The sequence below is a fragment of the Duganella sp. Leaf61 genome, from assembly GCF_001421905.1.
In the GTDB taxonomy this organism is placed as follows: Bacteria; Pseudomonadota; Gammaproteobacteria; order Burkholderiales; family Burkholderiaceae_D; genus Rugamonas; species Rugamonas zoogloeoides.
On sequence record NZ_LMLM01000012.1, the window covers coordinates 707040 to 727799 of the forward strand.

A 20760-nucleotide genomic window follows, 5' to 3' on the forward strand; every position below is an offset into this window, starting at 1 on the left:
TCAATATAAGCGTCCGGGGTTGAAGATGCCGGCCGGGTCGAACGCGGCCTTCAGGCGCTGGTGGATGGCGGCGACGGCCGGCGCCAGCGGGTGGAACACCCCGGGCGCCTTGTCTTGCGCGCGGTACAGCGTGGCATGACCGCCCGCCGCTGCCGCCGTGCGGCGAATGGCGTCCGCATCACCAGCACTGCCATCGGCCAGCTTGAGCCAGCGCTGCGCCCCACCCCACTCGATCAACTGCTCGCCGCCATTGACGATGGCGCTGGCAGCCGCTGGCACCGACAGCCGCCATACGGCGCCGCCGTCGAAAAAACCGTGGTTCTGGTCACGCAGCGCGGCCCAGAACGCGGCTGCATCGGCGCCCGCTGCTGCGCTGGTGGCCGGGGTGGCAGTGCCTGCGCCGTCACCCGCGGTGCTGGCCAGCTCCTGGCCCCCCAGTCTGCGCCGCGCCGCGTCCACCGCCGCCTGCGCGCCGGACAGGCGCAGCGTCAGCACGCCGTCATGCCAGCAACTGGCGGACAGTGGCAGCGGCTGGCCGGCCCATTCGTTCAGCCTGGTAAGTGCATCGATCTCGCTCATTTCAAACCGCAGGCTCGCTTCGCACACGGGCTTGGGCAGCACCTTGAGCGACACCTCGAGGATCAGGCCCAGCGTGCCGAGCGAACCGGCCAGCAGGCGCGAGACGTCGTAGCCGGCCACGTTTTTCATGACCTGGCCGCCGAAGCGCAGCGCCTCGCCGCTGCCATCCATCAGCACCGCGCCCAGCACGAAGTCGCGCACGGCGCCCGCATTGGCGCGGCGCGGCCCGGACAGGGCACTGGCCACCACGCCGCCGATGGTGCAGTTTGGCCCGAAGCGCGGCGGCTCGAATGCCAGCATCTGCTCGTGGCGATCGAGCAGCGCCTCGATCTCGGCCAGCGGCGTGCCGCAGCGCGCGGTGATCACCAGTTCGGTCGGCTCGTACGACACCACACCGGTGTAGGCGCGCGTATCGAGCACCTCCCCCGCCAGCGCGCCGCCGTACCAGTCCTTGGTGCCGCCGCCGCGCAGGCGCAGCGGCTGGCCGGTTTGCGTGGCGGCGAGGATGCGGGCGCTGAAGGCGCTGGCGATGTCGGTCTGGGTCATGGTCATCGCCTTAAAAGCGCGGCAGGTGGGCGAACGGCAGCAAGCCGCCGCGCACCCGCATCTTGCCGAATTCCGCGCAGCGGTTGAGGGTGGGAATCGCCTTGTCCGGGTTGAGCAGGCCGGCCGGATCGAACGCGCGCTTGACCGCGAAAAACGCCTCCAGCTCCAGTGGCGCGAACTGCGCGCACATCGAATCGATCTTCTCGATGCCCACGCCATGCTCGCCGGTGATGGTGCCGCCCACGGCCACGCACAGCGCCAGGATTTCGGCGCCGAAGCTTTCTGCCCGGGCAAATTCGTCGGGGATGTTGGCGTTGAACAGGATCAGCGGATGCAGGTTGCCGTCGCCGGCGTGGAAGACGTTGGCGCAGCGCAGGCCATACCTGATTTCCATCTGGGCGATACCGGCCAGTACCTCGCCCAGGCGCTTGCGCGGAATGGTGCCGTCCATGCAGTAGTAGTCGGGCGAGATGCGGCCGGCCGCCGGAAACGCGTTTTTGCGCCCGGACCAGAAGCGCAGGCGCTCGGCCTCCGACTGCGACACCGTGATGGCTACCGCGCCGGCCGCGCCCAGCACCGCCGACATGCGGGCGATGTCTTCTTCCACTTCCTCGGCCGTGCCATCGGCCTCGCACAGCAGGATGGCGGCGGCGTCGGTATCGTAGCCGGCATGGACGAACGGCTCGACCATGCGCGACGAGGTCTGGTCCATCATCTCCAGCCCGGCGGGGATGATGCCGGCGGCGATCAGCGCAGCCACCGCGTGGCAGCCATCGGCCACCTGCGCGAACGACGCCATGATCACGCGCGCCACGGCCGGCCTGGGGATCAGTTTGACGGTCACCTCGGTGACGATGCCCAGCATGCCCTCGGAGCCGATGAACACCGACAGCAAATCGAGGCCGGGCGAATCGAGCGCAGCACCGCCCAGTTCCACGATCTCGCCATCGATGGTGGCCATGCGCACGCGCAGCACGTTGTGGATGGTGAGGCCGTACTTGAGGCAATGCACGCCGCCCGAGTTTTCCGCCACGTTGCCGCCGATGGTGCACGCGATTTGCGATGACGGATCGGGCGCGTAGTACAAGCCATGCGGCGCGGCCGCTTCCGAGATGGCGGCGTTGCGCACGCCGGGCTGCACGACCGCCGTGCGCGAATAGGCGTCGAGGCGCACGATGCGGTTGAGGCGCGCAGTGGACAGCACCACGCCATCGACAATCGGCATGGCGCCGCCGGACAGGCCGGTGCCGGCGCCGCGCGGCACGATCGGCACGCCAAGCGCGCGACACACGCGCAGCACGGCCACCACCTGCGCCTCGCTGTCGGGCAGCGCGACGATCATCGGCAACTGGCGGTAGGCGGCCAGGCCGTCGCATTCGTAGGGACGGGTGTCTTCGGTGGCCGAGAGCACGGCGCGCGCGGGCAGCACCCGCAGCAGGGCAGCGGCCACCTGCGCACGCCGCGCGGCAAGTTCGTCAAGCCGGATTGAAACCGCAACAGTCATGGACGGGCCCTGGAAGCACTACAGGCCTCGATTGTAAGCAAAAAAATGGAACTGCTGTATTCTTCCGTGACTCTCATAACCAACCGGAACAACCATGGGCAACCGACTCTCCAAAATCGCCACCCGCACCGGCGACGGCGGCACCACCGGCCTCGGCGACGGCAGCCGCACCGACAAGGACAGCGTGCGCATCCACAGCATCGGCGAAGTCGATGAACTCAATTCGCATCTCGGCCTGCTGCTGTGCGAAGACATGCCCGCCGACCTGCGCGACGAGCTGGTGACGATCCAGCACGACCTGTTCGACCTCGGCGGCGAGTTGTGCATCCCCGGCTACCAGATGATCACCGAAGCGCACGTGGAGCGGCTCGACACGCTGCTGGCCAAGTACAACGCCACCCTGCCCGCGCTGACCGAATTCATTTTGCCGGCCGGCTCGCGCGCCGCGTCGCAGGCGCACGTGTGCCGCACCGTGTGCCGCCGCGCCGAACGCGCCATCGTCACCCTCGGCAAAGCCGAAACCATCCATGAGCATCCACGCCAGTACGTGAACCGGCTGTCGGATTTGCTGTTCGTGCTGTCGCGCGTGCTCAATCGCTACGCCGGTGGCAGCGATGTGCTGTGGCAGCATGAGCGCAAGCGCGGTTAAACCGCGCGCGCGGCGGTCACCGGCATGGCCCCGAAGCCTGGCAAGTCGCGGATCTGCTGCTCCAGGTAATCGAGCAACAGCCGCGCCCTGACCGGCTGGTAGCGGCGCGTAGGCGACAGCAGGTGCATGGGCTGCGGCGCGCCTTCCCATGGCGCCAGCACGCGCACGAGCGCGCCGCTGTCGAGCATGTCCTGCACCAGCCAGAGCGGACACAGACCAATGCCGCCTCCCGCCACCAGGCTGTCGCGGATGGCCAGTGCGTGATTCACGCACAAGCGCCCATGCGTAATCAACGATACCTTTTCATCGCCGTGGTGCAGCGTCACCGTGTCGCCCTCGGCCAGCCAGGCAAAGCGGATGTAGTCATGATTGGCCAGGTCCTGCAGCTGCTGCGGCGAGCCGCGCGCATGCAGGTACGCTGGCGCTGCCACCAGTTGGCGGGACGATATGCCCACCGCGCGGGCAACGGCATCGGGCGGCAGTTCGGTTCCCTGGCGCACCGCGATGTCCACGCCGTCCCGCACCAGGTCCACCATGCGATCGTCCAGTATCAATTCGATGTCCACCTGCGGATGCGCGGCCATGAAGGATGCCAGCAAGGCATTCAGGCGAAACTGGCCGAAGGCGGCTGGCGCGTTGACCCGTATCAGCCCGGAAGCCGTCTCGGTCTGGCCGCGCGCCTCGGCCACGGCCTCCTGGTACTGCGCCAGCACGCCCAGCGCGCGCTGGTAAAAGCGGAGGCCATCGGGCGTCGGGTGCAAGCTGGTGGTGCTGCGCTCGAGCAGGCGCACGCCCAGGTCGCGTTCGAGCGCAGCCACCAGTTTGCTCACGGTCGGTTGCGTGGTGCCCTGCTCCCGCGCCACGGCCGTCAGGCTGCCCAATTCCACAGCGCGCACAAAGCAGCGCAACGAACGCATGGTGTCCATCGATTTACCTCATTCCATTTTTGAATGAAGTATAGTCCGGCTACGCGTCTTCTCAGCTTATTTTGAATGACCTATCGTGTGCTTTTCTGGTTTATGGAGCACATCATGGTACGACGCACGATCAAGCTGGCAGCACTGGCTGCCCTGGCCACCACACTGACCACGCTGCCGGCATTCGCCATCAGCGGGGCCTGGACTGCGGCCTGGTACGCCAGTCCGCAAGCAACGTGGGGACCGGATTTCGCCTTGCCCACCGGTGTGCCGGCGCTGCTGGCACGGCAGACAGTGCGCGAGACGGCGCGCATCAGCGTGGGCGGCAACCGGGTGCGGATCGTCCTGTCCAACCGCTACGGCACGCAGCCGATACACATCGGCGCGGCGCGGGTGGCACGCGCCGCAAGGGACAACGACAACACCGGCGCACTTGCGCCCTTTGCGACGGGACTGCCGCTGACCTTTGGCGGTCTGCCACAGGCCACGATCGCCCCGGGTGCGCCGCTGGTCAGCGATCCGGTCGACCTGCGCGTGGCAGCGCTGGAGCAGCTGGCGATCAGCATCTACCTGCCGCATGCGACGCCACTTGCCACCTTCCACTGGGGCGCGCAGCAAACCGGCTGGATCCACAACGGCGATGCAACCGCCGCGCCAACCGGGCAGCCGATTGCCCTGCACGGACGTGCGCTGCTGACTGGTATCCTGGTGGAGAACAACACCCGGCGCGACGTCATCGTGGCACTGGGCGACTCGATCACCGACGGCAACGGCTCCACACCCGACCAGGACCGGCGCTGGCCCGACTACCTGGCGGCAACCATGGCACGGAAAGGTATCGCAGTGGTCAATGCCGGCATTTCCGGCGCGCGGTTGCTGGGCGACCGCATGGGCGCCAACGCCGCCGCCAGGTTTGCGCCCGATGTACTGGACCAGCCGGGCGTGACGACCGTGGTGGTGCTACTGGGAATCAACGATATCGGCTGGCCGGGCAGCGCTTTCGCGCCGGACGAGCCGCCAATGACGGCGCCACGCATGATCGCCGCGTACCGGCAGTTGATCGCACAGGCACGCGCACGCGGCGTGCGCATCATCGGCGCCACGCTGCCCCCGTTCGACGACGCGCTGCACGGCACGCCTTTCGACGGCTACTACACGCCGGCCAAGGAGGCCATCCGGCGCGACATCAATCGCTGGATAAGGGACAGCGGAGAATTCGACGCCGTCACCGACCTCGATGCAGCGCTGCGCGACCCGCAACATCCGGCGCGCCTGCTGCCACGCTTCGACAGCGGCGACCACCTGCATCCGGGCGATGCCGGTTACGAAGCAATTGCTGCCGCAGTGGCCATCACGCTCGAACGGATTTCCCTGGCTAACCCGTAAGTACGCGCTAACGACTGCCCTCCAGCAACCGCCGCATCCCGTGCGCCATGCTCAGGCGCGACGCGGCGGCCGGATGCCCGCTGAACAGCGCGGCGCCGTCGCCAGCAGCGAGCTTGCGGTAAAAGCTGACCATATCGTCGGCGCGCCAGCCGGCTCGGTGGGCCAGCAGCATGCCCAACTGGTCGGCCTCCGATTCCTGCAGGCGGGACAGCCGCGCCAGGCGCAATTGCAGCGACAGGTCGGTGTCGAGCCGCTCCATCACCACGTCCACCGGGGCCAGGGGACGGTTGAGGAACATCGCTTCGGACAGCGTTTCGCGGTGGTGTTCGGCCACCGCGTGTGCCACTTCGTGCGCCAGCAGCGTGGCCAGTTCGCCGTCGGTCAGCGCCATTGCGTGGACAAACGTGCTGCCCACCAGGATTTTTCCGCCCGCCATGCACAAGGCATCGACGCCCGGGTCACTCGTGGTGTGCACTTCCCACTGCCATAGTGCCGCTTCCGGCTTCAACGTCACGGCGGCGGCCACCAGGCCATCGGCAATGCGGCGCAGGCGTGCCAGCAGCACGCGGTCTTCATCGAGCTTGCCGGCGGCCGCCAGGCCTACCACCTGGTCGATATAGCGGTCTTCCATGCGCGCGCCCACTTCTTCGGCGCTGAAACTGAGTTCCTGGAAGCGGCCGGTTTCCGGCACCTGCGCGTACCCGCGATGCGCGACCAGGCACAGGACCATTGATAGGGCCATACATCGGACCATACAGCGGGCCGGGTATCCGGCTGCGATCATATTCATGCTGCCTCCCTCGCGCCATCCGATATAAACGATTTATATCAATATAGGTCAAGCGAGCCTAAAGGCAATGAGAAAGATCAAGGGTGTTGTTTTGGGGAACGACGGGCCGCGCCAGGACGGCGCGGCCGGAAAGAACGCAAGGCGCGGATTAGCCGTTGTTGACCACCAGCCGTGGCTCGTCGCCACTGCTGTCAAAGCGCTGCCTGATCGACGCGGTAATACCGGCCGCATCGAGACCGACACTGGAGAGCAGCTTGACCGGATCGCCGTGGTCGATGAACTTGTCGGGCAGGCCCAGCATCAGCAGCGGCTTGACGATGCCTTCGGCGGCCAGCGCTTCGGCCACGGCTGCACCGGCGCCGCCCATGATGGCGCCTTCTTCCACCGTCACCAGGTAGTCGTGGCTGGCGGCCAGTTGTTTGACCAGTTCCACGTCCAGCGGTTTGACGAAGCGCATATTGGCGACCGTGGCGTTGAGCGCCTCGCCGGCGGTAACCGATGGCGCCACCATCGAGCCGAATGCCAGGATCGCGATGCGGGCGCCCTGGCGCTTGATTTCGCCTTTACCGAGTGCAATGGTGGTCAGTTCCTGCTCCATCGCTGCGCCGATGCCGGCGCCGCGCGGGTAGCGGATGGCGGCCGGGCCCGGATAGCGGTAGCCGGTGGTGAGCATCTGGCGGCATTCGTTTTCGTCCGACGCGGCCATGATCACCATGTTCGGGATGCAGCGCAGGTAGGCCAGGTCGTAGTTACCGGCGTGGGTGGCGCCGTCGGCGCCGACCAAACCGGCGCGGTCGAGCGCAAACGTGACGTCGAGATTTTGCAGCGCCACGTCGTGCACCAGCTGGTCGTAGCCGCGTTGCAGGAAGGTCGAATAAATCGCCACGACCGGCTTCAGGCCTTCGCAGGCCAGTCCGGCGCCGAAGGTGACCGCGTGCTGCTCGGCGATGCCGACGTCGAAGTAACGGTCAGGATATTGCTGTTCGAAGCGCACCATGCCCGAACCTTCGCGCATGGCCGGCGTGATGCCGACCAGTTTTTTGTCGGCAGCGGCCATGTCGCACAGCCAGTTGCCGAACACTTCGGTGTAGGTCATCTTGGCCGGCGCCGTGGCCGGCTTGATGCCTTCGGCCGGGTTGAATTTGCCGGTGCCGTGGTACAGGATCGGTTCGGCTTCGGCCAGCTTGTAGCCCTGGCCCTTCTTGGTCACCACGTGCAGGAATTGCGGCCCCTTGAGCTGCTTGATGTTTTGCAGCGTGGGAATTAGCGAATCGAGGTCGTGGCCGTCGATGGGACCGATGTAGTTGAAGCCGAATTCCTCGAACATGGTGGCAGGCACCACCATGCCCTTGGCGTGTTCTTCCAGGCGTTTGGCCAGTTCCAGCACCGGGCCCGGCAGCACCGACTTGCCGACGTTCTTGGCGGCGGCGTAGAACTGCCCCGACATCAGGCGCGCCAGGTAGCGATTGAGCGCGCCGACCGGCGGCGAAATCGACATATCGTTATCGTTGAGGATCACCAGCAGGTTGATGTCGTCCTGGACGCCGGCGTTGTTCAGCGCCTCGAACGCCATGCCGGCGGTCATCGAACCGTCGCCGATGACGGCAATCGCGTGGCGGTGCTCGCCCTTGATCTTGGCCGCCTGCGCCATGCCCAGTGCAGCCGAAATCGACGTCGACGAGTGGGCGGTGCCGAAGGTGTCGTACTCGCTCTCGTCGCGCTTGGGGAAGCCCGAGATGCCATCGAGCTGGCGCAGCGTGTGCATGCGGCTGCGGCGACCGGTGAGGATCTTGTGCGAATAGGTCTGATGGCCCACGTCCCACACGATGCGGTCTTCCGGCGTGTTGAACACGTAGTGCAGCGCCACCGTCAGCTCGACCGTGCCCAGGTTGGACGACAAATGGCCGCCCGTCTTGGACACCGAGTCGAGCAGGTAGGCGCGCAGTTCGTGCGCCAGGGGCGTGAGTTGATGGTACGGCAGTGCGCGTACGTCGGCCGGTGAATCTATTTTTTCTAGCAAGTTCATTTATGCCTTCCGCTGCACGATCAAATCCGCGAGTTCGCGTAACCGCAGAGCCTTGTCTCCGAACGGCGCGAGCGCTGCGTGCGCATCGAGCCGCAATGTTTCTGCCAGCGCGCGCGATGGCTCCAGCCCCAAAATCGACACGTAGGTCGGCTTGTTGTCGGCCGCGTCCTTGCCGGCGGTCTTGCCCAGCGTGGCCGAATCGGCGGTGGCGTCAAGCACATCATCGACCACCTGGAACGCCAGGCCGATGGCGCGCGAATACTGGTCCAGCGCGGCCATCTCGGCCGCGTCGAGGTCTTTACCGGCCAGCGCGCCCAGCACCACGGCTGCGCGCAGCAAGGCGCCGGTTTTGAGCTGGTGCATCTGCTCCAGTTGTTCCAGGGTCAAACTCAGGCCGATGCTGTCGAGGTCGATGGCCTGGCCGCCGCACATGCCGGCCGAGCCCGATGCATGGGCCAGCACCTTCAACATGGCAGCGAGGCGCGCCGGGGGAATCACGCTGATGTCGGCCTCGGCCAGCACCACGAAGGCCTGCGATTGCAGCGCGTCGCCGACCAGCAGCGCGGTTGCTTCGTCGTAGGCGATGTGCACGGTCGGTTTGCCACGGCGCAGCGCGTCGTCGTCCATGCAGGGCATGTCGTCGTGCACCAGCGAATAGGCGTGGATCATTTCCACGGCTGCTGCCGCACGCGCCAGGGTGGCGGCATCGGCGTCGAACAGCGCACCGGCCGCGTACACCAGCAGCGGACGCACGCGTTTGCCGCCACCGAGCAGCGCGTAGCGCATGGCTGCGTGCAGCTTGGTGGGCGTGGTAGTGGCGGCCGGCAGGAAACCCGATAAATCGTGTTCCGAACCGGCTTGCACGGTTTTCATCCAGTCATCAAAAGAGGCGCTCATTGTTCGGCCTCGGCGGTTTGTTCGAATGGCTTGAGCATGTCGCCCTCGAGCACCTTGACCTGGGACTCCACTTTTTCAAGCTGGGCCGCGCACAGCTTGACCAGCTCGGAACCGCGCGCATAGGCGGCCACCGACGCTTCGAGCGGCAGCTGGCCGGCTTCCATTTTCGCAACCAGTTGGGCCAGCTCTGCCATCGCTTCTTCAAACGAGACGTTGGCGGCGGCGGCGGTCGTTGCAGCTTCGGCAGATAATTTCTTAGACATCGTTATTCGTCGTTTTCAGACATGGTCACTCAGGTTTCAAGGCAAAAAAGCTTGCCAGGCAGTGTAGCCCGTTATTTTAGAACAAACCACCCACTCCGGTGGAACAATACGGACGCCACCCGGCCGGATGACGGATTTTATCGTAATCGCCACCATCCACGTGAAGTACATGCATTTCTTGCAATTCCTTACAAGTTGGACGCGTGCGCCCTCTGCCCCCGCCCGGTAAAAAACGGTATAATTGCCGGTTCTGTCCGAAATACTATTTTCAACTTACTTGAATTCAGGAATTTGCGGATTCTGTCTCTTCTTGGTTTGATGTATTTTAATTAAGGGGGGTTTGGATGTCCGATCTGGGTACCCACGCCAAGCTGGCGCGTTCTAACGCGCAACTTCCGGTTGACGTCTATTTTGACGAAGCGCTGTTACAGCGCGAAAAGCAGCAATTATTCCAGAGTGGTCCGCGTTACGTGGGCCACGAACTGATGGTGCCCGAGGTCGGCGACTTTGCCACGCTGGCTGCCGAAAACGAAGGCCGCATGCTGGTGCGCAACGCCAATGGGCTCGAATTGCTGTCCAACGTCTGCCGCCACCGGCAGGCGTTGATGTTCAATGGCCGCGGCAACGCCAATAATATTGTGTGTCCGCTGCACCGCTGGACCTACGACCTCAAGGGTGAACTGATCGGCGCGCCCCACTTCGCCGAAACGCCGTGCCTGAACCTGCCCAAGACCACGCTGCAAAGCTGGAACGGCCTGCAGTTCGAGCAAAATGGCTACAACGTCATGGAAAAGCTCAAGAACCTGTCAGTCACGAAGGATCTCGATTTCTCCGGCTATATGTTCGACCGCGTGGAAGTGCAAACGTGCGATTACAACTGGAAGACTTTTATCGAAGTCTACCTGGAGGACTACCACGTCGAACCGTTCCACCCGGGCCTGGGCGGCTTTGTCAGCTGCGACGACCTGCGCTGGGAATTCGGCCAGGACTACAGCGTGCAAACCGTGGGCGTGAACAAGGGCCTGCTCAAGTCCGGCTCCGAAGTGTACAAGCGCTGGCAGGAGCAGGTACTGAAATTCCGTGGCGGCGAGGCGCCGCCGTATGGCGCGATCTGGCTCACGCTGTACCCGAACATCATGGTCGAGTGGTATCCGCACGTGCTGGTGGTGTCCACCCTGTGGCCCGATGGTCCGCAGCGTACCCGCAACGTGGTCGAGTTCTACTATCCCGAGGAAATCGTGCTGTTCGAGCGCGAGTTCATCGAGGCCGAGCACGCCGCGTACATGGAAACCGTGTCGGAAGACGACGAGATCGCCCTGCGCATGGATGCCGGCCGCAAGGCGCTGCGCGCCCGGGGCGAGACCGACGCCGGCCCCTATCAATCACCGATGGAAGATGGCATGCAGCACTTCCACGAATGGTACCGATCTAAGATAGATTTATAAAAAGGAAACTGGATGCAATCGCTTTGGATGTTGTTCGCTAGCTTTATGTTCGCCGTCATGGGGGTGTGCGTCAAGCTGGCATCCGAAGAATTCTCCACCTCCGAAATCGTCATGTACCGCGGGGTGGTCGGCGTGATCGTGCTGGCCATCATCATCAAGTCGCAAGGCGGCAGTTTCCGCACCACCATGCCGCTGGCCCACCTGTGGCGCTGCATCATTGGCGTGGTGTCGCTGTGGCTCTGGTACTACTCGATTGCCGAACTGCCGCTGGCCACGGCCATGACCCTCAATTACCTGTCGCCGATCTGGATCGCCGTGTGGCTGTTTGCGCTCGGCTGGTGGCATGCCAAGGGCGACATCAAGTGGCCGCTGATGCTGGCCGTGATGATGAGCTTTGTGGGCGTGGTCCTGTTGCTGCAACCGGCCTTCCACGCCAACCAGCTCACGCCGGCCCTAGTCGCCCTGTTCTCCAGCCTGTTGACAGCCATGGCCTATATGCAGGTACGCAAGCTGGGCCTGGCCGGCGAGCCGGAAAGCCGCGTGGTGTTTTATTTTGCCGTCACCAACATCGTTGCCGGCCTGCTCGGTAACATCCTGCTCACCGGCGGCAAACCGGTGGAATGGCACCCGATCAACAGCTGGCACGGCGGCCTGCTGCTGCTTGGCATCGGCATCTGCGCCACCAGCGCGCAAGTGGCCATGACTCGCGCCTACCGCCTGGGCCAGACCCTGGTGGTGGCCAACCTGCAATACACGGGCATCGTGTTTTCCAGTATCTGGGGCGTGCTGGTGTTTGGCGACGTGTTCAGCTGGATGAGCTGGACCGGCATCGCCATCATTCTCGCTTCCGGCGTGGCCGCAACGTTCTACAATACCCGCAATACAGAGCGCGGCAAGGCCATCGACAAGGCCGACCCGATTTCCAGCGAAGTGTAGTCAACGGAGTTTTCGCCATGCATACCACCCTGATCAGCGCCGCCGACCTGGCCCGGCATGTCACCGACAGCCACTGGGTCGTCCTCGATTGCCGCCACGACCTGATGAACCCGGACGCCGGCCGCGACGCCTTTGCGGCCGGCCACATCCAGAATGCCCAGTTTGCCAATATCGATACCGACCTGTCCGGCGCCAAGACCGGGCCTGACGGCGTGTTCCGTGGCCGCCACCCGCTGCCCGAGCGCGCCGCCCTGATCGAGACGCTGCGCGCCTGGGGCATCAACAACGATACCCAAGTGGTGGCCTACGACGCCCACGGCGGCATGTTTGCCGCGCGCCTGTGGTGGTTGCTGCGCTGGATCGGCCATCCGGCCGTGGCCGTGCTCGACGGCGGCCTGGTTGCCTGGCAAGCCGCCGGTGAGCCGCTGGTCACGCCGGTAGCGCCACGCGCCCGGGGTACTATTGCCGAGCGGCCAAGCCTGACGCAGACGGTAGCGATGGACGACGTGGTGGCCAACCTGGCCACGCAAATTAAAACCGTGGTCGATGCGCGCGCGGCCGACCGCTATCGCGGCGAGAATGAAACCATCGATCCGGTGGGCGGCCATATCCCCGGCGCGCGCAACCGCTTCTTCAAGGATAACCTGGCGCCTGACGGCCGCTTCAAGGATGCCGCGCAGTTGAAGGCGGAATGGACACCGCTGTTTGCCAGCGCGCCGCAGGCGATCATGCAGTGCGGCTCGGGCGTCACTGCCTGCCACAACCTGCTGGCTCTGGAAGTGGCGGGCTTGCCCGGTGCGGCGCTGTACCCGGGCTCGTGGAGCCAGTGGTGTGCCGATCCGGCACGGCCGGTGGCGACGGGGCAGGTTTAAGTTTTTCGGATGCGTACGTTGCGTACCCAACGGACGATGACGATGTCGTTGGCTGTGACGCGATACTCGATGGTGTGTCCAGTTTTGGGAACCGGATAGCGGCGTAGCGCTGGCAAATACGTCGGCGTGCCGATATCAGGCTGAGTAGACAAGAGGTCGATCACCTTGCTGACCCTCTGCAATACCAGGAGTCCGGTGGAATAATCCTGCGCGTTGATGTGCGCCATGGTCTGGTCGAGCGCTCGCTGTGCGGCTGCCGACCACCTTACAGTCCGATTAGCCTGCTTTACGCTTGCCGCGCACATTGGCGTCCAAGATGCGTCGTGCCTGTGCCATCACATCGTCGTGAGCGACAGTGCACCCTGCTGCAATGTCCTCATCGGCATTGAGATTGGCTTGCACCGAATCCTCGATATCGTCGAAGCCGTACAGGTAAATCTCGGGCCAGATACTATCCACGCTGACGTTGGCCTTGCTTGCCAGACGCTCAAGACGCGCGGAGTCCGCAGCCGATAGTGCTGCCAGCGCCGCTGCCTGCTTTTGAGAGGGAAGGTCCATCCCGCCATCTTACCCCTCCCGCGCCAGACTGCAAGCAAGCTGGGCTTTATGGTTAGCGGTGACTGGTAAAGAACACCACGATCGCCACGCCGGTGGCAATCAAGAGCACTTGCGGCACCGATTCGCGCAGCGTGGCGCGGCGTTGCATTTGCGGCATCAGGTCGCTGACCGCGATATAGATAAAGCCCGACGACGCGAACACCAGAACGTACGGAATCAGGCTGCTGGCGCGGTCGAGGAAGTAGTAGCCGAGCAGACCGCCGGCGATCGACAGCAGGCTGCACAGCAGGTTGTAGATGTAAGCGCGGGTGCGCGAGAAACCGGCGTTGAGCAGCACGATGAAGTCGCCAATTTCCTGCGGGATTTCGTGGGCGATGATGGCCAGGCCCGTCACCAGGCCCAGTTGCGGGTCGGCCAGGAAGGCGGCGGCAATCAGGATACCGTCGGTAAAATTATGCATGCCGTCGCCGACCAGGATCATCCAGCCGGCCTTGCCCGCTTCGGTCTTGTCGTGGCCGTGATGGTGGTGGTGGCCGTCGTGCTCGTGGTGGTGCGAGTGGCGCATGATGGCCAGCTTTTCCAGCACGAAGAACGCCAGCAGACCGGCCAGCAGGGTCGCGAACAGGCTGCGCGGGCTGGCGGTGGAATCGAATGCTTCGGGCAGGGCATGCAGCAGCGAGGTGGCCAGCATCAGGCCGACCGACAGGCTGACCATGCGCTCGACCACCTTCGACAGCAGCGTAAACGAGAACACGGCAGCGGCCGATATGCTGACGACGCCGGCGAGCGTGGTCGCCAGAATGATGGAAATGAGTACGGGATCGATGGTATAGCCTCTTGTGCCTGGCCCGTCCACAGAGGGGGCCGGGGCGTTATTTTACCGCCCGGCACGCATTTCTGCTCATTTTTGGCTAAAAACAGCCTTCATGGCCCATCGGTCCCTCATAGAACCTATCCCGGCAGGGAATGAGGCGCTGCTTACGCGCCTCGCCAGCGGGCCGGCGTTGCTCGTCATCGCATGGCCTGCCATGCTTCTTCCTCACGCCTTGCCCCCGCTAACGAGGCATCGCAATCCGCTGCCTCCTCCCTACCGGGATAGGTTCTTAGTCAGGCTTTATGCCACGCCGTTCTGCTTGAACCACGCCAGCATGCGGCCCCAGCCATCCTTGGCGTCCGCCTCGACGTAGCTGGGCCGGTAATCGGCGTGGAACGCGTGGCCCGAGTTCGGATACACCACGAAAGTCGACTTGTTTGCGCCCTTGGCCAGCGCCGCTTTCATCGCTTCGACCGATTCCTGCGGAATGCCGGTATCTTTCAAACCGTACAGCCCCAGCACCGGCACCGTCAGAGATGGCGCGATATCGACCGGATGCCTGGGCGTATTGGCGCTGGTAGTGCCCACCAGCCGGCCATACCACGCCGCGCCAGCCTTGATGGCCGGGTTGTGGGCGGCGTACAGCCACGTCACGCGGCCGCCCCAGCAAAAACCGGTGATGGCGATCTTGTCCGGGTTGCCGTTGTTGGCCTTGGCCCATGCCACCAGCGCGTCGAGGTCGGTCATCACCTGCGCGTCCGGGGTCTTGGCGATGATGTCGCGTTGCAGTTCGGCGATCGAGGCAACCTTTTGCGGGTCGCCCTGGCGCACGAACAGGTCCGGCGCCAGCGCCATGTAGCCGAGCTTGGCGAAGCGGCGGGCCACGTCGGCAATGTGTTCGTGGACGCCGAAGATTTCGGAAATCACCAGCACCACCGGCAGGTTGGTTTTACCCTCCGGCTGGGCGCGATAGACCGGCACGGCCTGGCCGGCCACGTCGAGCGTGATGGTGCCGGCGGTGAGACCGGCGGTATCGGTCTTGATGACGTTTTGCGCGACCACCGGCATGGCGGCCACGGCAAAGCCCGTACCGAGCGCGACCTTGATGAAGTCGCGGCGGTCGAGGCCGTCCGATAGCGGGGTTTTCAACAAACTCTCTGCGTCGCGTTGCAAGTCATCCATGCGTTTTCTCCGTTGGTGAGTAACTCAAGTCGTCAATGGATTGCCGCCTGCGCGGCAATCACGGTGCTGCGGCCGGCCCTGCTGTCAGTGCGCCTCTTCCCAGTTTTTACCGACGCCTACCTCGGCCAGCAGCGGCACTTTCAATTGCGCCACGCCTGCCATCAGTTCCGGCAGCTTCTGCTTGACCAGCTCCAGCTCGGCGTCCGGCACTTCCAGCACCAGTTCGTCGTGTACCTGCATGATCATGCGGGTTTGCAATTTGTCCGCTTCGAGCCAGTTCTGCACCGCCACCATGGCCAGCTTGATCAGGTCGGCGGCCGTGCCCTGCATCGGCGCGTTGATTGCCGCGCGCTCGGCGCCCTGGCGGCGCGGGCCGTTCGGGGAATTGATTTCGGGCAGCCACAGGCGGCGGCCGAACACGGTTTCCACGTAGCCGCGCGCTTTCGCCTGCAGGCGGGTGTCGTCCATGTACTGCTTGACGCCCGAGAAGCGCGCGAAGTAGCGGTCGATGTAATTCTGCGCGGCGGCGCGCTCGATGTTCAGGTTGGCCGCCAGGCCGAACGCGCTCATGCCGTAGATCAAACCAAAATTGATCACCTTGGCGTAGCGGCGCTGCTCGCTGGTCACTTCCGCTGGCGGCACGCCGAAGATCTCGGCGGCGGTGGCGCGGTGGATGTCCTCGCCGTCGGCAAACGCGCGCAGCATCGCTTCGTCGCCCGAGATATGGGCCATGATGCGCAGCTCGATCTGCGAATAGTCGGCCGACACCAGGTGGCTGCCCGGCGGCGCAATGAACGCTTCGCGGATGCGGCGTCCTTCCCTGGTGCGCACCGGGATGTTTTGCAGGTTGGGGTCGTTCGATGCCAGCCGGCCCGTCACCGCCACCGCCTGCGCGTAGTTGGTGTGCACGCGGCCCGTGGCCGGGTTGATCATCTTGGGCAGCTTGTCGGTGTAGGTGGACTTGAGCTTGGACAGGCTGCGGTATTCGAGCAGCACTTTCGGCAGCGGGTAGTCCTCGGCCAGCTTTTGCAGCACCTCCTCGTCGGTCGATGGCGCGCCGCTCGGGGTCTTTTTTACCACCGGCAGTTGCAGCTTCTGGAAGAAAATCTCGCCGATCTGCTTGGGCGAACCGAGGTTGAACGGCTGGCCGGCCAGCTCGTGCGCCTGTGCTTCCAGTTCAACGATGCGCGCGCCCAGTTCGGCCGACTGGATGTCGAGCAGCGCGGCGTCGATGTGGACGCCGTTGCGCTCGATTTTTTGCAGCACCACGGCGGTAGGCAGTTCGATCTGGCGGTAGATGTAGTTGAGCTTGTCGTCGCTTTCCACCTGGGCTGCCATCACGCCGTGCAGGCGCAGCGTGATGTCGGCGTCCTCGGCCGCGTAGTCGGTGGCGCGTTGCAGTTCCACCTTGTCGAACGTGATCATGTTGACGCCCTTGCCGCACACGTCCACGAACGGAATCGTGGTGTGGTTCAGGTGGCGCAGGGCCAGGTCGTCCATGCCGTGGGTGCGGTGCGATTCAAACACGTACGATTGCAGCAGGGTGTCGTGGTGGATGCCGCGCAGCTGGACGCCGTGGTTGGCGAAGATGTGGCTGTCGTACTTGAGGTTCTGGCCCACCTTGAGCTTGCTGTCGTCTTCGAGCCAGGACTTGAGTTTTGCCAGCACGTGCTCGCGCGACAGTTGCTCCGGCACGCCCGCGTACGCGTGCGCGACCGGGATGTAGCAGGCCACGCCCGGCTCGGTCGACAGCGAGATGCCCACCAGTTGCGCCGTCATCGGCTCGAGCGACGTGGTTTCGGTATCGACGGCCGTCAACGCGGCAGCGTCGATCAGCGCCAGCCATTTATCGAGCTGGGCGTCGGTCAGCACCATCTCGTAGTTGACGTTGACCTTGGGCGCTTCGCCGAACATGTCCTGCGTGGCCGAGACCGCGCCGCCGGCAGGCACCGCCTTCGCAGCAGCAGCCGTGGCCGCAGCGGTGGGTGTCACCGCGCTCAGCTCGCGCATCAGGGTTTTGAAGCCGTACGTGGTGAAGAACGTGACCAGGGTGGGACCATCCTCGGGACGCGCCACCAGCGATTCGCTGATCGACATCATGTGTTCGGCGAGGTCGCAGTCGGTTTTTACCGTGATCAGCTCACGGCTGCGCGGCAGCCACGCCAGCGCGGTGCGCAGGTTTTCGCCGACGGCGCCGGTAATCTTGTCGGCATTGCTCATTACGCCGTCGAGCGAGTCGTAGGCGGTGAGCCATTTCAGCGCGGTTTTCGGCCCGCATTTCGAGACGCCCGGCACGTTATCGACGGTGTCGCCGATCAGGGTGAGGTAGTCGATGATGCGGTTCGGCGGCACGCCGAACTTGGCCAGCACACCGGCCTCGTCCATCTTCTCGTTGTTCATGGTGTTAATCAGCATGACGTTCGGATTGACCAGTTGCGCCAGGTCCTTGTCGCCGGTGGACACCACCACCTTCATGCCGGCCTTGACTGCATCCACGCACAGGGTGCCGATCACGTCGTCCGCTTCCACTCCATCGACCATCAGGATCGGCCAGCCCATGGCCTTGACCGCCTCGTGGATCGGTTCGATCTGCAGGCGCAGGTCGTCCGGCATCGGCGCGCGCGTGGCCTTGTATTCGGGATACATATCGTCGCGGAAGGTTTTACCCTTGGCGTCGAACACGCAGGCGATGTAGGCGGCCGGGTAGTCGGCGCGCAGGCGGCGCAACATATTGACCATGCCGTGCATGGCGCCGGTGGGGTAGCCGTCCGGGCTGCGCAGGTCGGGCAGCGCGTGGAAAGCGCGATAAAGGTAACTGGAACCGTCGACTAACAGCAGGGTATTTTGCATAAGAAACTGATCTATGTGAGGGGCGTGCGGTGGCCGCAACAGTAACAGCAGCGGCGACTCGCAGAGTGAATGGCGCATTATCGCAGGTTTTAAGCAGCGCTTCGCCCGCCGCACGGGATTTCCAAAACTGAAATGGTTTCTTAAGGAAACCTTACTGATGGGGCGAAAATGGGGTTTTTAGAGCAGGGATTCGTGCACGTTTGTTACAATGGATCATACTTAAAAATATCACGCATTCCCCACCCGGTCAGACTACGTCAAGGCGATCCATCATGAAGCGCACCTCCTCCCTTTTGCCTGTCCTGCTCCTCGCCATCGGCACTCACGCCTGGGCGCAAACGCCGCCCAGCGACAAGCCGCCCAAGCTGGAAAAGCTGGAGGAAGTCACCGAAGATGGCGTCAACGTCCGCTCCAACCAGTCGCAGCAGGGTACCCAGATCAAGGATAACCGCGACAATAACGGCAACCTGATCAACACCACCGTGACCGCCGGTGGCAGCACTTATACCGTGCGTCCGGCCCACCCGGCCGGCCCGGTACCGGTCGGCGAAGGTCCGGGCCCTGCCCTCAGTGGCCCGCAATGGAAGGTGCTGGAATTCGGCGGCCCCAAGAAAAAGACCCCGGTAGAAGACGACAGCACCACTGACGTACCACCGCCAGCCGCGCCCGTCACCAAATAAGCACCTGCGGCTGCGCTCCGGCGCAGCGCAGGATTCCGGCGCGCACGCTGTGCAGCGGTGCGCCCGTTCACCGAACCCATCAAGCTTCTCATGGCAGTGTTTACTCCGGTCACCCTGGACGACGTCAACCAGTGGATCACGCAATTCCCCCTCGGCAAGCCAACCGCCTTGAAAGGCATCGCTTCCGGCATCGAAAACAGCAATTTCTTTCTCGACACCGAGCAAGGTGAGTATGTACTCACTATCTTCGAGAACCTGTCGTTCGAACAGCTACCATTCTATCTGCAACTGATGCGCCACCTGGCCGAGCGCCAGGTGCTGGTGCCGGCGCCGATTCCCAACCACCAGGGCGAGCTGATTGTCGCCCTGCACGGCAAGCCGGCAGCCATCGTCACCAAGCTCGAAGGCAGCTCGCAAATGGCGCCGCAGCCGGTGCACTGCGCCGAAGTGGGCGCCATGCTGGCGCGCATGCATCTGGCTGGCCGCGACTATCCGCTGCAACAACCGAATCTGCGCGGCCTGGACTGGTGGAACGAAACCACGCCCAAGGTCTTGCCGCACCTGTCCGACAGCAATGCGCACCTGCTGCGGGCCGAGATGCATTTCCAGGAAGCATTTGCCGGCTGCGACACATATAAGCAGTTGCAGACCGGTCCCGTGCACGCCGACCTGTTCCGCAACAACGTGATGTTCGACGGCGAGCGCCTGACCGGCTTCTTCGATTTTTATTTTGCCGGCTGCGACACCTGGCTGTTCGACGTGGCCGTCACCGTCAATGACTGGTGTATCGATCTCGACACCGGCGTGCTCGACGTGGCGCGCGTGCGCGCCCTGCTCGACGCCTACCACGGCGTGCGGCCGTTCACCGACGCCGAACAGACCGCCTGGCAACCGATGCTGCGCGCAGGCGCGCTGCGGTTCTGGCTCTCGCGCCTGTATGATTACTACCAGCCGCGCGAGGCAGAAATGCTCACGCCACACGATCCCACCCACTTTGAGCGCATCTTGCGCGAACGTATCGCCACGCTGGCGCCGAAGCTTTTTTGATGACTAAATACACCGCCCGCACCGGCGTGCACTGGGTTAAACAGGGCCTGCTGCTGTTCCGCAAGCAACCCGGCGGCCTGATGGCGCTGTTCTTTTGCTGCATGTTCCTGTCGATGTTCATCATGATCATCCCGGTGGGACAACTGGCCGTATTCCTGCTCACCCCGCTATTTTCGGTGGCCATGCTCGAAGGCTGCCGGCACGCGGACGAGGGCAAGCGCGCGCTGCCGAACTTGTTGCTGAGCGGCTTCCGCAAGCCTGCCCGCGGTCCGCTGCTGACGCTCGGTGCGCTCAACCTGGTGGTATTGCTGCTTGCTGCCGTCGTGGTCTACAGCATGTCCGGCGACGTGCTGGCCCGCATCGCCGAGCATCCGGACAAGGTCGATCCGGCCCTGCTGCAAACCATGGTGGTGCCGATGCTGATCGCCTCGGCCATGTACACCATCACCTGGATCCTGACCTGCTTTGCCGCACCGCTGGTGTTCTGGCAAAAAATCACGGTGGGCAAGGCGTTGTTCTTCAGCGTGGTATCGGTCGTGCGCGCCTTCAAGCCGATGTTCATCGCCACGGCGGCGCTGCACCTGCTGTATTTCGTCAGCTCCAACATCGTCGCGATGATCTTCGGCGCGTCGCAAATGGCGATGGCGGGGATTTTCACGCTGCTGCTGCTGTTGATCGTGCTGGCGCACTGCACCCTGTACGTGGCGTACCGCGACATGTTCGACCAACCGCAGGCAGCGGCGCCGGTGGATCTGGAAAAGCACGACAGGCCGGATACGATGGCGTAAAAAAAGGGCGCCGAGTGCGCCCTTTCTTGTA

General features: G+C 64.1%; 20 protein-coding genes. 8 read left to right on the forward strand and 12 right to left on the reverse strand.

The genetic code is table 11. The annotated features are described in order from the left end of the window. The gene (gene glcE / locus ASF04_RS12025; protein WP_056141584.1) at positions 1-1125 is read right to left on the reverse strand and encodes a glycolate oxidase subunit GlcE; all 1125 of its coding nucleotides are present in this window, start codon (positions 1123-1125) and stop codon (positions 1-3) included. A 10-nt stretch (positions 1126-1135) separates the two neighbouring features. Continuing rightward, the gene (locus tag ASF04_RS12030; RefSeq protein WP_056141586.1) at positions 1136-2629 is read right to left on the reverse strand and encodes an FAD-linked oxidase C-terminal domain-containing protein; all 1494 of its coding nucleotides are present in this window, start codon (positions 2627-2629) and stop codon (positions 1136-1138) included. Between the two features lie 94 nt (positions 2630-2723). Here ASF04_RS12030 and ASF04_RS12035 point away from each other — a divergent pair, with 94 nt between their 5' ends. Continuing rightward, positions 2724-3278 (forward strand): cob(I)yrinic acid a,c-diamide adenosyltransferase, encoded by a 555-nt coding sequence (locus tag ASF04_RS12035; protein ID WP_056141589.1) that lies wholly within the window; start codon positions 2724-2726, stop codon positions 3276-3278. Here ASF04_RS12035 and ASF04_RS12040 read toward each other — a convergent pair. After that, a complete protein-coding gene (locus ASF04_RS12040) occupies positions 3275-4204 on the reverse strand; it encodes a LysR family transcriptional regulator (RefSeq protein WP_056141593.1) in 930 nt (309 codons plus the stop codon). The two genes, ASF04_RS12035 and ASF04_RS12040, sit on opposite strands and share 4 nt — an antisense overlap. 105 nt (positions 4205-4309) lie before the next feature. On the opposite strand from ASF04_RS12040, the gene ASF04_RS12045 reads away from it, so the two are divergent. Continuing rightward, positions 4310-5581 carry an SGNH/GDSL hydrolase family protein gene (locus ASF04_RS12045; protein ID WP_056142027.1) on the forward strand — a complete coding sequence of 424 codons (1272 nt, stop codon included), beginning with the start codon at positions 4310-4312 and terminating at the stop codon, positions 5579-5581. Positions 5582-5588: 7 nt separating this feature from the next. Here the strand turns inward: ASF04_RS12045 and ASF04_RS12050 are convergent, their stop codons facing one another. The 4 genes from ASF04_RS12050 to ASF04_RS12065 all read right to left on the reverse strand — a co-directional run bounded on the left by ASF04_RS12050 (position 5589) and on the right by ASF04_RS12065 (position 9557). Continuing rightward, entirely contained in the window at positions 5589-6323 is a 735-nt protein-coding gene (locus ASF04_RS12050) for a M48 family metalloprotease (protein ID WP_229205027.1), read from the reverse strand. A gap of 196 nt (positions 6324-6519) precedes the next feature. Then, the gene (dxs, locus tag ASF04_RS12055; RefSeq protein WP_056141599.1) at positions 6520-8397 is read right to left on the reverse strand and encodes a 1-deoxy-D-xylulose-5-phosphate synthase; all 1878 of its coding nucleotides are present in this window, start codon (positions 8395-8397) and stop codon (positions 6520-6522) included. Continuing rightward, positions 8398-9294: a polyprenyl synthetase family protein gene (locus tag ASF04_RS12060; protein WP_056141601.1), complete on the reverse strand. Its 897-nt coding sequence runs from the start codon at positions 9292-9294 to the stop codon at positions 8398-8400. It lies immediately after the preceding gene. Next, positions 9291-9557 carry an exodeoxyribonuclease VII small subunit gene (locus ASF04_RS12065; RefSeq protein ID WP_056141603.1) on the reverse strand — a complete coding sequence of 89 codons (267 nt, stop codon included), beginning with the start codon at positions 9555-9557 and terminating at the stop codon, positions 9291-9293. Before ASF04_RS12065 ends, ASF04_RS12060 begins: the two co-directional genes overlap by 4 nt. A gap of 344 nt (positions 9558-9901) precedes the next feature. Between ASF04_RS12065 and ASF04_RS12070 the strand changes: the two genes are divergently transcribed. The 3 genes from ASF04_RS12070 to ASF04_RS12080 are packed head-to-tail and all read left to right on the forward strand — an operon-like array spanning position 9902 to position 12810. After that, positions 9902-11002 carry an aromatic ring-hydroxylating dioxygenase subunit alpha gene (locus ASF04_RS12070; protein WP_056141606.1) on the forward strand — a complete coding sequence of 367 codons (1101 nt, stop codon included), beginning with the start codon at positions 9902-9904 and terminating at the stop codon, positions 11000-11002. A 12-nt stretch (positions 11003-11014) separates the two neighbouring features. Next, the gene (locus ASF04_RS12075) at positions 11015-11938 is read left to right on the forward strand and encodes a DMT family transporter (RefSeq protein WP_056141610.1); all 924 of its coding nucleotides are present in this window, start codon (positions 11015-11017) and stop codon (positions 11936-11938) included. Positions 11939-11955: 17 nt separating this feature from the next. After that, positions 11956-12810, forward strand: a complete 855-nt coding sequence (locus ASF04_RS12080; protein ID WP_056141613.1) for a sulfurtransferase — start codon at positions 11956-11958, stop codon at positions 12808-12810. Here the strand turns inward: ASF04_RS12080 and ASF04_RS12085 are convergent. The 5 genes from ASF04_RS12085 to polA all read right to left on the reverse strand — a co-directional run bounded on the left by ASF04_RS12085 (position 12807) and on the right by polA (position 18214). Continuing rightward, the gene (locus ASF04_RS12085) at positions 12807-13115 is read right to left on the reverse strand and encodes a type II toxin-antitoxin system RelE/ParE family toxin (protein ID WP_082488714.1); all 309 of its coding nucleotides are present in this window, start codon (positions 13113-13115) and stop codon (positions 12807-12809) included. The genes ASF04_RS12080 and ASF04_RS12085 overlap by 4 nt on opposite strands. Further along, positions 13087-13368 (reverse strand): hypothetical protein, encoded by a 282-nt coding sequence (locus tag ASF04_RS12090; RefSeq protein WP_019924661.1) that lies wholly within the window; start codon positions 13366-13368, stop codon positions 13087-13089. Before ASF04_RS12090 ends, ASF04_RS12085 begins: the two co-directional genes overlap by 29 nt. A 52-nt stretch (positions 13369-13420) precedes the next feature. Then, positions 13421-14122, reverse strand: coding sequence for a ZIP family metal transporter (locus ASF04_RS12095; protein WP_229205038.1), 702 nt, complete (start codon positions 14120-14122; stop codon positions 13421-13423). Between the two features lie 360 nt (positions 14123-14482). Then, positions 14483-15364 (reverse strand): dienelactone hydrolase family protein, encoded by an 882-nt coding sequence (locus ASF04_RS12100; protein ID WP_056141617.1) that lies wholly within the window; start codon positions 15362-15364, stop codon positions 14483-14485. Positions 15365-15448: 84 nt separating this feature from the next. After that, complete coding sequence (gene polA, locus ASF04_RS12105; RefSeq protein ID WP_056141620.1) at positions 15449-18214, reverse strand: DNA polymerase I; 2766 nt, start codon at positions 18212-18214, stop codon at positions 15449-15451. A gap of 272 nt (positions 18215-18486) precedes the next feature. Here polA and ASF04_RS12110 point away from each other — a divergent pair, with 272 nt between their 5' ends. From ASF04_RS12110 to ASF04_RS12120, 3 genes are all read left to right on the forward strand, one after another. Further along, entirely contained in the window at positions 18487-18894 is a 408-nt protein-coding gene (locus ASF04_RS12110) for a hypothetical protein (RefSeq protein WP_056141623.1), read from the forward strand. Between the two features lie 90 nt (positions 18895-18984). Next, the gene (locus ASF04_RS12115; RefSeq protein WP_056142033.1) at positions 18985-19941 is read left to right on the forward strand and encodes a homoserine kinase; all 957 of its coding nucleotides are present in this window, start codon (positions 18985-18987) and stop codon (positions 19939-19941) included. Beyond that, positions 19941-20729, forward strand: a complete 789-nt coding sequence (locus ASF04_RS12120) for a BPSS1780 family membrane protein (RefSeq protein ID WP_056141626.1) — start codon at positions 19941-19943, stop codon at positions 20727-20729. Before ASF04_RS12115 ends, ASF04_RS12120 begins: the two co-directional genes overlap by 1 nt. The last annotated feature ends 31 nt before the right edge of the window (positions 20730-20760 follow it).